Genomic DNA, 10,578 nt, shown 5'->3' with positions numbered 1-10,578 from the left:
ATTCGTTTACTCATAATTCCACTCGATCGAGACCGTCTTCACCAAATTTTTGGTCGAGTTGATCATGACGATACATCGAAGCGAGCACATATAAAAGGTCGCCTTCTTCGATGGATGTTTGTCCATTTGGTGGAATCAAGTATTCGTTTCGGACGATGGCGTTCACGACGGTGTTCGGTGGGAGCGTGATATCCGCTAGCGTCTTGCCAATCATCGAAGAACTCTCCGTGACAACATAAGGAACGAGCTTATGTTGGGACTGTTTACTCGAGACGAGGGCAATCGTATACGGGGAACGGATTTTATCCGGACCGAGTAACCCTAATTTTTCAGCGAGCGGTGTCAACGTCGTTCCTTGAATCAAGGCACTCGTTACGACGACGAAGAAGACGGCATTGAATAAAAGCTGACTGTCTTCAATCCCTGCGATTAGAGGGAAGGTAGCTAATACAATCGGGACAGCTCCCTTTAATCCGGCCCAAGAGATAAACAGTTTCTCTTTTCTCGTGAATGCCATGCCGAGCGTCGATAGATAGACGGCGATCGGGCGGGCGAAGAACATGAGGACGAATGAAATGAGTAGGCCTTTCCAAATCAAGTCCGGTTCGATGAGTTGACGTGGGAAGACGAGTAACCCAAGAATGACGAACATGATGATTTGCATAATCCATGCGAGTGCTTCTGAGAATTGGACGATTGTCACTTCATGCGCCGTATCCGCATTTCCGACAATCATGGCGGCGATATAGACGGCGAGCAGTCCGCTTCCTAATAAGTAAGCCGTGATACCGTATGTGAGAAATGCCATCGAAATCATGAGGACGGCATGCAGTCCACTCGACTCTAATCTCAGATGATTCAACATGAGGCGTGACAGTTGGCCAAGGATAAAGCCGATGAGTGCTCCGACAACGATCTGAAGGACAAACATCCAGATCCCATCCCAGATGGTCGTTTCTGGCTTCATCATGAAATCGAGAGCGAGAATCGTCAAAAACATCGCCATCGGGTCGTTCGTGCCGGACTCGGCTTCGAGTGTCGCACCGACTTTCGGTGAGATGTTCTTTCCTTTAAATGCAGCGAAGACGGCTGCCGCGTCGGTCGAACCGATAATCGCACCGAACAAGAAAGATTCAATCCAATCGAAACCAAATACGAAACGAACGGCCACGGCAACAACGCTTGTCGTGATTAAGACACCAAGCGTAGCGAGTGAAGCGGCTGGCGCGAGCACGCGACGCATCGATGACCATTTCGTCTGAAGCCCCCCTTCAAACAAAATAACGATCAAGGCGGCTACCCCGATCAGCTGTGCCAGGTTGGAGTCGTCGAAGAAGATGAGACCTGTAATATCGCTTCCCATGATCATGCCGATCCCCATAAACAAAATCAAGGCGGGCAGGCCGAAGCGAGTCGAGATTCGCGTCGCCATGACACCGGCTACAAGGAGTAGACCGAAGAGTAAAATGAGTACATCAGTACTTAAGACAGGTACGGGCAAACACAACACATCCTTTCCAAAAGCAATACTCTTAAGTTCATTGTACCATGAAATCGTCTGATATTTCAGAATTGGGGATTATACCAACCTTGCGCATTGGAATTATGAGTTATGGATGTGGTAAAGTGAGGACATCGAATAAGGAGGGATGATGATGTCTAAAATTCACGTCATTCATGAGAACGAAGAATGGACGAACCACCTGGTTCATCGTTTAGAAGAACTACAGTTGCCTTATGAACTATGGCACTTGGACCAAGGGACGATTGATCTCGAAGCAATCCCCCCGGAAGGTGTCTTTTATAATCGTATGAGTGCTTCTTCGCACACACGCGGTCATCGGTACGCGCCTGAGTTGACGGAAGGTGTCCTCGCTTGGCTAGAGGCGCATGACCGTACCGTGTTCAACGGAACGCGTGCCATCCGTCTAGAAGTGAGTAAAGTCAATCAGTACACGGCGCTTCGCCGCGAAGGGATTCGTGTACCGAAGACGATTGCGGCGGTCGGTAAAGACCAAATCATCGAGGCGGCCGAAAAGCTAGACATGACACCGTTCATCACGAAACATAATCGTGCCGGAAAAGGACTCGGGGTCCAATTGTTCCATACGATCGAAGGATTGAAGGAATATGTGTATGGTGCCTCGTTTGAGGACTCGATTGACGGCATCACGCTCATCCAACAGTATATTGAAGCCCCGGAACCGTATATTACCCGTTGTGAATTCATCGGTGGGAAGTTCCTTTATGCGGTGCGTGTCGATACATCGGAAGGATTCCAGCTCTGCCCGGCAGATGCCTGCTCGATTGAAGACCAGTTCTGCCCGGTCGGGGAGACGCCACCGGCGAAGTTTGAAATCGTCGAAGGATTCGATGACCCCATCATTCCACAGCTCGAACAGTTCCTGAAAGCGAATGAGATTGATATCGCCGGAATTGAGATTATCCGAGACCGAGACGGTAACGTCTACGCCTACGACGTCAATACGAACACGAACTATAATTCCGACGCTGAAGCGAAAGCAGGGCGCTATGGGATGCTTGAATTGGCTACTTTCTTAGGCGACGCGCTTCACGTCACCACGACAAAATAAGGGTCAGGCGCTCGCCTGACCCTTTTGCTGTGTATGTTTGAGTTGCTCTTCAAATCGATGTTGGACTAATTCTGCTGTCGGTGCCATTCGTTCGATGAACGAATCTAAACGTTCCGCAGTGTCACGATCGGTTTCTTTAAACACGCGCATCGTTGTTCACCTCGTTAATCAGGATTACTTGCTTACATCATCCTTAATTCCCGAGGTGCTATACGCGTAAACCTTTTACACGCTAAAGAATGTGCTCAAATTTTCTTTCGGTAAGATGTTTCCGACGTAGAAGTCGCCGAACTCACCGTATTTCGCACTCACTTCATCGAAGCGCATCTCGTATACGATCTTCTTGAACTGAAGTGAATCTTCAGCGAAGAGCGTGACGCCCCATTCCCATGCGTCGAATCCAGTCGACCCACCGATGAACTGCTGAATCTTACCGGCATAACTACGGCCGATCATGCTGTGGCGATACATGAGGTCTTTGCGCTCATCCATCGACAACATGTACCAGTTGTCGCCGTCGCGACGAGCCTTGCTCATCGGATAGAAACAGATGTGTGCGGCTTTTGGAAGTGTCGGGTAGAGACGTGAGCGGATATGAGGGTTTTGATATGGGTCCCCATCTCCAGATCCACGATACATACCGAGCTCGATGACCGACACGTACGAATACGACGGAATCATATAGTCGTATAGCGCTGTTTTGCGGAATGCGCGCTCGACGTCTTCAAGTTCGTTGAATGTCGGGCGAAGCACCATTAAGACGAGGTCTGCCTTTTGACCGAGAATCGAGTAGAAGGCGTGGCTTCCTTCACCTTTTGCTTCAACTTCTTCAAGTGAGGTGAGGAACGCAGTGAACTCGTCAATCATCTGTTGACGCTTCTCGGCGTCGACGAGCTTCAAACGAGCCCAATCGATTGTGCGGAAATCATGAAGGGTATACCATCCGTCTAATGTGGCGGCGGCATGTTGTGTATCTGTCGTAGGTACTGGACGTTCTGACATAAAAAATCTCCTTTCGGGACTTGGCTTCGCCGTCTATTTTACCATACACGCTTCACTGACTGGCAACTTTGAGGCACTGTGAGGGTTATCACGATTCATGACGGGTAAAGAACAGAGGACAGAAACATGAAAACGGCTACAAAAATGGCTGTATCAGTCGATTTAGCGAAACTGTTCTATTCATATAATGATTGATTCTAAGCGATTTATGGCGGAATGGGCAGAATAGTTTATTTTAAAAAGGGTACTGTGTATAATTGAAATCGCGTAAAGACACAAGTCAACGGCAAAACCACTAGCAGTCATGCTGTAAATTGAGAAAAGGGGTTCATTCGTTATGAAATTATTTGAAACGTTGAAGCAAAAAGTCAGTCCGATTCGTCCGACCATCGTCTTCCCAGAAGGCGTCGATGAGCGTGTTCTTGGAGCCGCTGTTCGATTGAAAGCAGACGGTATGGTAGAACCAATCGTCGTCGGTACGAAAGCAGACGTCGAAGCGGTTGCGGCAAAACACGGTTTCGACATCTCAGGTTTGACACAATATGACCCAGCGACATACGAAGACATCGATGTTCTCGTCGAATCATTCGTCGAGCGTCGTAAAGGAAAAGCGACAGCCGAACAAGCGCGCGAACTCCTCACATCGGATGTGAACTACTTCGGAACGATGCTCGTTCATACAGGAAAAGCAGAAGGTCTTGTCTCAGGCGCGATGCACGCGACGGCCGATACGGTACGTCCGGCACTTCAAATCATCAAAATGCAACCAGGGATCAAAAAGACGTCGGGTGTGTTCATCATGGTACGTGACGACGAGCAATACGTCTTCTCGGACTGTGCAATCAACATCGCACCGGACGCTGCAGACTTAGCAGAGAACGCATTCTTGTCGGCAGCGACAGCGAAGACATTCGGTATCGACCCACAAGTCGCGCTTCTTAGCTTCTCGACGAAAGGTTCTGCGAAGTCACCTGAAACGGAGAAAGTCGTGGAAGCGACTCGCCTTGCAAAAGAAAAATCACCGAACCTTCCAATCGACGGAGAACTTCAATTCGATGCGGCATTCGTCCCTAGCGTAGCGGCGAAGAAAGCACCGGGTTCTGACGTTGCTGGTAAGGCGAACGTATTCGTCTTCCCAAGTCTTGAAGCAGGAAACATTGGCTACAAGATGGTTCAACGTTTCGGTGGATTCGAAGCGATCGGCCCGATCCTTCAAGGTCTCAACAAACCAGTGAACGACTTATCACGTGGTTGTAACGAAGAGGACGTCTACAAATTGACACTCATCACGGCAGCACAAGCAATCGACGAGCGCAACGAAGCGTAAGTTGGGAGCATCCTTCTTGATAGAAGGGTGCTTTTTTTGTGTTTTTTTGAAGGGGAGCTGAGGTAAACTATAAGAGGAATCCATTATCGAAAGGGGAGCTATGTATGCAAAGCATTCATGCGACGGAATTACGAGAAAAGTTAGAGAACGGGGAGTCTCTCCATATCATCGATGTGCGCGAACAAGATGAATATGATGCAGGGCATATCCCGAACGTACCGCTCTATCCACTATCTGAATTCCCACATGTGACAGAAAAGTTGGCACAAGACAATGTGTATCACGTCATCTGTCGCTCAGGTGGACGAAGTCAAACAGCATGTGATTACTTAGAGTCGCAAGGCTACAAAGTCGTCAACGTCGACGGCGGGATGCTCGCTTGGGATGGCGACATCGAAGCGTGATGCTAGAAAATCCTTGGGTCGTCGTACCCCTTCTCATCGCGCTCTACCTCACGGTCTATGCGGTGATGAAGCGATTTGACTGGGAGAAGTGGCGACTCGTCTGGGCAGTCTGGGTGATGCTTATCATCATCTTATTGACGATCGAACTCGTGACAAGTCTATAAAAAATGCGGAACCTTCTTAAAAAAGAGGTTCCGCATTTTTTATGCGTCTTGGCGCTTATCGAATGTGATCGATGCGATGGCATCATGCTGGTGAATTGATTCTTCGTTACGGCATTCGACGAAGAAGTTCAAGACTTCTTTCATCTCGTACAAGTCAGCCGCGATCAAGCGGACCATGTCCTCGACGAAACGCGGGTTTTCGTACGCAATTTCAGTCGCACGTTTTTCATCCGGACGTTTGAGGACCGGGTGGAGTGGTGCTGAGGCGTTCGACTCCGCTGCATCGAGAAGGGCTGCACGCCAGTCGAATCCGTCCATCGACGTCTCATCAAGACCTGCTTCAATCGTGATATAACCACGTTGGTTATGGGCGCTGTACTCACTGATTTCTTTTGAACATGGGCAAAGCGTCGTGACATTGATGACGAGACCGACCGTCACGTTTGCGACGCCCGTTTCAAGGTTGTACGTCACACGGTGCATGACGTCCGCGTTCATCAAACCGCTAAGACCTGTCGCAGGTGCTTTACGCGTGAAGAACCATGGGTAACGGATTGTCAATTGGCCTTCCGTTTGTTCCATACGCTCGGCAAGCTCCTGTGCGAACTCGATCAACGAACGGTTCGATACCGTCCACCCTTGTTGATGGTACGCGTCGAGCTGTTCCGTCAAACGAGACATGTTGATTCCTTTACGGTCTTGAACGAGCGATGTCGTCAATTCGAATGTAGCGACCGTTGATTGGACCCCTTCTGGCGTCTCGACGTTCACAGGGTGCTTCACATTTGAGATGCCGACACTGTCGAGGGCGAATAAGAAGTTTTTCGGTGTATTTTGTAAATCGACCATCTGTTCTTTCTCGGTCGGCTTTGTTCCTTTAATCGGTGGGACCGACCCGAACAATTTATGTCGTTCTGCTTTAGTAGGTAAAGCGACATGGCTTGTAGACATAATCGGATTCTCCTTTTTTTAGAGCGGTTCAAAGGACCACTCGTTCTTGTTAGGATTTTATCACGAAATGATGGCTGAACGGGTATGATTTTGCTCTCATAACATGTTTTGAATATGCAATCGCAAAAAAATCCTTCAGATATTGAAGAAAGAGGATTGATTTACTTTGTGAACGGGAATAAAATGGTCCTGTGAACTTAAAAAATAGATCACTATTAAATATGAAGGAATTGAAAGAAAAAAGGAGATGTTTTTATGGATTGGCAGTTAGTCCTGCAGTATGCCTGGATCGTCGTCGTGCTCGTCGGTTTGGAAGGCTTATTATCTGCAGACAACGCGCTCGTCTTGGCCGTCATGGTCAAACACTTGCCGCGTACAGAGCAGAAGAAGGCATTATTTTATGGTCTCCTCGGGGCGTTCGTCTTCCGATTTATCGCATTGTTCTTGATCTCGTTCTTGATCAACGTATGGCAAGTACAGGCACTCGGTGCACTTTACTTAATCGGAATGAGTGCGCGACACCTGTATATGACCTATAAGGCGAGGAAGATGGAGCCGCAACAGGAGTTGGCGGCCGAAGCGAAAGAAGAGACGGCTGTCACAGAAAAGCCGGTATCGAAGAAAGAGTTTTGGCTCACTGTTGCGAAAGTCGAGTTTGCGGACATCGCTTTTGCGGTCGATTCGATCTTAGCCGCGGTCGCGCTTGCGGTCAGCCTGCCACCACTCGGTCTCGGTGAAATCGGTGGGATTGACTCAGGTCAGTTCTTCGTTGTCTTGACTGGTGGACTCATCGGGGTCGTCTTGATGCGATTTGCGGCACGTATTTTCGTCAAATTGCTTCATCAACGTCCTACACTTGAAACGGCCGCCTTCATCATCGTCGGTTGGGTCGGGGTCAAATTGACGGTTCTCGTACTCGAGCACCCAGGGTTCAAAGAATTGATTGCCGGTACGCCGTTCGAATTCATGGGACTCCCAGACGGATTCGTCCACTCGACAGCTTGGACCATCTTCTTCTGGTCAGTCATGGTCGGGATTGCGACATGGGGCTGGTTCTCATCGAAACCGACAGCGGTCAAACATTAAAAAAATTGGTCTCTCGTTTTTAAGCGAGAGACCTTTTCTTATGCCTGTACATTCTCTTTTTCGTAAATCGGCACCCAGCCCTCGGTCGTCACGAAAATACGAACGGCGACGACTTGGCGGTCTTCTTGCAATGTGAAGTAATGACGTGTGTTGACCGGTACGGAGATGAGGTCACCCGGATTGAGCTCGATATTGAAGTAACCGCGTTCTGCATCGTCAATCGCAAAGATGCCGTGACCACTGACGATGAAACGAACCTCGTCGTCCGTATGGTGATGTTCTTTTTGGAAGTTGACGAGCAGTTCGTCTAAGTTCGGCGTCGCATCGGACAAGGAGATGACGTCAGCCGTTTGGTAACCACGTCGCGTCGATACGTCTTGAATCTCGTCTTGGAACGTCGATAAAATGACGGCTTTGTCTTCGTCTGTTAGTTGATAGTTCTCTTGAAGGGAAGCCGGTAATTTCGCGATGTCCCATGCTTCGTAAAGGATGCCTCGTGATTCTAAAAAGTCACGTACCTCTTGTTGATCACTGACACGTTCTTCGGTTTGTTGAAAATAAATCGTTGCCATGTTGAATTCCTCCTTATGAATGGACGCCTAAGGCGCGTAATTTTAATGAATAGCTAAACAAAAATTCATATGACTCTAAATAACGTTTTGCCGCAGCGGGCGTTTCGCCCCAAACGGTGATCCCATGGTTCCGGATGAGAACAGCACCGGCATCACTTGTAACATGTGGGGCAAATGCACGGGCAAGCGTCGGGATATCCGCATGGTTCTCGACAATCGGGATCCGGACAATTGCCGCTTCCTCCCAATGGCCGAGTGCCTTGATGATTTCTTGACCCGTGAACGTAACATGACCTTTTGCTGCATAAAGCTCCGAGATGACGTTATTGTCGACCGTATGCACGTGAAGGGAACAGGTTGCGTTCGTGTTGTTAAAGATTTCGACGTGTAGCAACGTCTCCGCGGACGGTTTGCCTGAGTGTTCTCCAATCAATTGACCGGTCGCATCGACGAGAACGAAGTCTTCATCCGTACGCTTTCGTTTATCACGACCGCTTGCTGTCACGAGGAACGTCAGCGGGTCGTCCGATACGCGGATTGCCAGGTTGCCGCTCGTGCCGGGGAACCAGTCCCGTGCGGCGAGCTCGTCTTTAATGTCGGCAAGTTCGACCCATCGTTCTTGTACAGTCATACGTTCACTCCTTTCATATAAGCTGAAATGTCATGGAATGTCTCGAACGGAACATAGTGAATTCCTTCCGCCTCGCATAGCGAAATCAGTTGACCGCGCGCATACACGACGTCGGCGCGTTTGGCGATTTCAAAATCGGTGACGGAATCCCCGATCACGATTAACGTGTCGGTAGGTGAGACGATCTGTCGGGCAATCGTCGGCTTGCAACATCCGCAATCGTTCGAGCAATGGGCATCACATGAATGAGGCCATGTGACGCGCGCTGTCGCTTCTGAAAAATCAACGTGATTGCAGTAGATGTGTTCCGGTGCGACATGACCTTCTAGAATCGGATGGACGAAAAAGTCCATGCCTCCACTGACGACATCAAATCGAAAACCCTGTGATTGTATCTCTTGCAAAAACTCGACAAACCCCGCTCGAAGCGTGATGGTCGACTGCAGAAAGTCGCGATACAAAGTCTCCTGATGACTCGGGAGCAGGCTGAACATCTGACCGACGCCTTCTCGAATGGAGAGCGTTTGGTTCAAAACACCATCTTTGAGTTCGACCCATTCAGGTGGGGCGAAGCGTCGCATCAACACGATGATGTTATCTTCTTCCGTGATGGTTCCGTCGAAATCACAGATGACGTGCGTACTCATCGCGCACCCCACGCATTCAGCGCAGTCGATAACGCATCGGTCTCGCTCGTTTTACCGATTACCTGATCGATTGCTTGGCGGAACGCCCTCGCTCCAGCAACCGCACCGTCGGGATGCCCATGAATCCCACCGCCTGCATTGATGACGACATCCGTTCCGAAGTCACGAATCAAATCCGGAACGAGTCCTGGGTGAATCCCGGCAGACGGGACAGTCAGAATCGGTTTCGTCCAATGGGATTCCGTCGCATACGTTTGAATCTGTTGTGTTTCGTCTTTCGGTGTCGAGAGTGAACCATATGGCGACGGGAAGAGCGTCAAGTCCGCCCCGGCGAGTCGAATCAGTTTCCCAAAGAGGAGGGAATGACGAATCGATCCGGTCAACGCTCCCGCAAAAGCAGGATGTGCCAAAATCGGGACGTGAATCTCAGGGTCTTTGGCGAGCTCTCGTAACACGTCAAGCCCGTACGTATACACGTTGAACAAAAATGCGGTCGCGCCTGCCTCGATCAAACGTTTTGCCTGATCGCGTAAGGTGAAAACGGGTCCGCTCAACGTGACGGCGTATAGAACGGAACGACCCGTCAATTCTTGATGTTCTTGAATGATCGATGCTCCAATTCGAGCCCGTTCGAGCGATGGGGTGAGCGGATTGTCATATAAAATCTCATCGTCTTTGACGAGGTCGATTCCGCCGTTGAATTGGTCACGGAGCTGTGTCGCCAAAAAGTCGAGATCCCGGCCGATGACACCTTTGAAGATGCTCATGGCGAGCGGTCGGTCGTGTACTTGAAGGATGTCGCGGACCCCTTCAACACCGAATGCGGCACCCGGAAAGTCCGATGCGAGCTCATTCGGGAGCGATAGGTCGACAAGTTGGACGTTTGGGTCGAGCGACAGCTTTCCGAATGTCGTCGTCAGAATGGATGAAAAGTCCGGCGTCACATTATGTAGCGGGTAACGAATCGAGAAGCGACTCGTCGTTTCCTGTTGGGAGGTATCGATGACCTCACCGCGGAATGCCTGTAGTTGATGCTGTTCGAGATGGTTCAATTCGGTCCATGTCCCGACGGTCAGCTCATGTGCGATTTTCTCAGCCACGCGTTCGACGTGATCGGTATGTTTGATTTCATAAGTTGCGATGACTCCCATAAGTTCCTCCTTTCAGGTCAAACAAAAAATGACCTCATGCCAAGGCAAG

General features: G+C 49.7%; 13 protein-coding genes. 5 read left to right on the top strand and 8 right to left on the bottom strand.

The genetic code is table 11. The features are described 5' to 3' along the window. Window positions 1-10 precede the first annotated feature (10 nt). A complete protein-coding gene (locus tag KNO86_RS07655; protein WP_214694771.1) occupies window positions 11-1,501 on the bottom strand; it encodes a potassium/proton antiporter in 1,491 nt (496 codons plus the stop codon). Between the two features lie 154 nt (window positions 1,502-1,655). On the opposite strand from KNO86_RS07655, the gene KNO86_RS07650 reads away from it, so the two are divergent. Continuing rightward, the gene (locus tag KNO86_RS07650) at window positions 1,656-2,594 is read left to right on the top strand and encodes an ATP-grasp domain-containing protein (protein WP_214694770.1); all 939 of its coding nucleotides are present in this window, start codon (window positions 1,656-1,658) and stop codon (window positions 2,592-2,594) included. 3 nt (window positions 2,595-2,597) lie between these two features. On the opposite strand, the gene KNO86_RS07645 is transcribed toward KNO86_RS07650, so the two are convergent. Further along, the gene (locus KNO86_RS07645) at window positions 2,598-2,744 is read right to left on the bottom strand and encodes a hypothetical protein (protein WP_012727492.1); all 147 of its coding nucleotides are present in this window, start codon (window positions 2,742-2,744) and stop codon (window positions 2,598-2,600) included. A gap of 75 nt (window positions 2,745-2,819) precedes the next feature. After that, window positions 2,820-3,596, bottom strand: coding sequence for a hydrogen peroxide-dependent heme synthase (gene hemQ / locus KNO86_RS07640; protein WP_214694768.1), 777 nt, complete (start codon window positions 3,594-3,596; stop codon window positions 2,820-2,822). Window positions 3,597-3,933: 337 nt separating this feature from the next. Between hemQ and pta the strand changes: the two genes are divergently transcribed. From pta to KNO86_RS07625, 3 genes are all read left to right on the top strand, one after another. After that, on the top strand, window positions 3,934-4,923 hold the full coding sequence (pta, locus tag KNO86_RS07635) for a phosphate acetyltransferase (protein ID WP_214694766.1): 990 nt from the start codon (window positions 3,934-3,936) through the stop codon (window positions 4,921-4,923). Between the two features lie 104 nt (window positions 4,924-5,027). Next, the gene (locus KNO86_RS07630; protein ID WP_074035656.1) at window positions 5,028-5,327 is read left to right on the top strand and encodes a rhodanese-like domain-containing protein; all 300 of its coding nucleotides are present in this window, start codon (window positions 5,028-5,030) and stop codon (window positions 5,325-5,327) included. Next, entirely contained in the window at window positions 5,324-5,491 is a 168-nt protein-coding gene (locus KNO86_RS07625) for a hypothetical protein (RefSeq protein ID WP_158024803.1), read from the top strand. The genes KNO86_RS07630 and KNO86_RS07625 overlap by 4 nt, the downstream gene beginning before the upstream one ends. 39 nt (window positions 5,492-5,530) lie before the next feature. Here KNO86_RS07625 and folE2 read toward each other — a convergent pair whose 3' ends face one another. Next, a complete protein-coding gene (gene folE2, locus KNO86_RS07620; RefSeq protein WP_214694764.1) occupies window positions 5,531-6,442 on the bottom strand; it encodes a GTP cyclohydrolase FolE2 in 912 nt (303 codons plus the stop codon). A 255-nt stretch (window positions 6,443-6,697) separates the two neighbouring features. On the opposite strand from folE2, the gene KNO86_RS07615 reads away from it, so the two are divergent. After that, window positions 6,698-7,528 carry a TerC family protein gene (locus KNO86_RS07615; RefSeq protein WP_214694762.1) on the top strand — a complete coding sequence of 277 codons (831 nt, stop codon included), beginning with the start codon at window positions 6,698-6,700 and terminating at the stop codon, window positions 7,526-7,528. A 38-nt stretch (window positions 7,529-7,566) separates the two neighbouring features. On the opposite strand, the gene KNO86_RS07610 is transcribed toward KNO86_RS07615, so the two are convergent. The 4 genes from KNO86_RS07610 to KNO86_RS07595 are packed head-to-tail and all read right to left on the bottom strand — an operon-like array spanning window position 7,567 to window position 10,529. Continuing rightward, entirely contained in the window at window positions 7,567-8,100 is a 534-nt protein-coding gene (locus KNO86_RS07610) for a cupin domain-containing protein (RefSeq protein ID WP_214694760.1), read from the bottom strand. Window positions 8,101-8,113: 13 nt separating this feature from the next. Further along, complete coding sequence (locus tag KNO86_RS07605) at window positions 8,114-8,731, bottom strand: methylthioribulose 1-phosphate dehydratase (RefSeq protein ID WP_214694758.1); 618 nt, start codon at window positions 8,729-8,731, stop codon at window positions 8,114-8,116. Beyond that, window positions 8,728-9,378, bottom strand: coding sequence for a 2-hydroxy-3-keto-5-methylthiopentenyl-1-phosphate phosphatase (locus KNO86_RS07600; protein WP_214694755.1), 651 nt, complete (start codon window positions 9,376-9,378; stop codon window positions 8,728-8,730). The genes KNO86_RS07605 and KNO86_RS07600 overlap by 4 nt, the downstream gene beginning before the upstream one ends. After that, window positions 9,375-10,529, bottom strand: a complete 1,155-nt coding sequence (locus KNO86_RS07595) for a 2,3-diketo-5-methylthiopentyl-1-phosphate enolase (protein ID WP_214694753.1) — start codon at window positions 10,527-10,529, stop codon at window positions 9,375-9,377. The genes KNO86_RS07600 and KNO86_RS07595 overlap by 4 nt, the downstream gene beginning before the upstream one ends. Between the last annotated feature and the right edge of the window lie 49 nt (window positions 10,530-10,578).

Origin of the sequence: Exiguobacterium sp. s160 (genome assembly GCF_018617575.1) — a bacterium.
Taxonomy (GTDB): domain Bacteria; phylum Bacillota; class Bacilli; order Exiguobacteriales; family Exiguobacteriaceae; genus Exiguobacterium; species Exiguobacterium aestuarii_A.
Note: the sequence above shows the minus strand (reverse complement) of the source record. Positions and strands in the feature narration are given on the sequence as shown.

Bases quoted from the DNA above. Each gene is read 5' to 3' on its own strand.
- KNO86_RS07650 (WP_214694770.1), top strand. From the start codon at position 1,656: ATGTCTAAAATTCACGTCATTCATGAGAACGAAGAATGGACGAACCAC.
- KNO86_RS07645 (WP_012727492.1), bottom strand. From the start codon at position 2,744: ATGCGCGTGTTTAAAGAAACCGATCGTGACACTGCGGAACGTTTAGAT.
- hemQ (WP_214694768.1), bottom strand. From the start codon at position 3,596: ATGTCAGAACGTCCAGTACCTACGACAGATACACAACATGCCGCCGCC.
- pta (WP_214694766.1), top strand. From the start codon at position 3,934: ATGAAATTATTTGAAACGTTGAAGCAAAAAGTCAGTCCGATTCGTCCG.
- KNO86_RS07630 (WP_074035656.1), top strand. From the start codon at position 5,028: ATGCAAAGCATTCATGCGACGGAATTACGAGAAAAGTTAGAGAACGGG.
- folE2 (WP_214694764.1), bottom strand. From the start codon at position 6,442: ATGTCTACAAGCCATGTCGCTTTACCTACTAAAGCAGAACGACATAAA.
- KNO86_RS07615 (WP_214694762.1), top strand. From the start codon at position 6,698: ATGGATTGGCAGTTAGTCCTGCAGTATGCCTGGATCGTCGTCGTGCTC.
- KNO86_RS07610 (WP_214694760.1), bottom strand. From the start codon at position 8,100: ATGGCAACGATTTATTTTCAACAAACCGAAGAACGTGTCAGTGATCAA.
- KNO86_RS07605 (WP_214694758.1), bottom strand. From the start codon at position 8,731: ATGACTGTACAAGAACGATGGGTCGAACTTGCCGACATTAAAGACGAG.
- KNO86_RS07600 (WP_214694755.1), bottom strand. From the start codon at position 9,378: ATGAGTACGCACGTCATCTGTGATTTCGACGGAACCATCACGGAAGAA.
- KNO86_RS07595 (WP_214694753.1), bottom strand. From the start codon at position 10,529: ATGGGAGTCATCGCAACTTATGAAATCAAACATACCGATCACGTCGAA.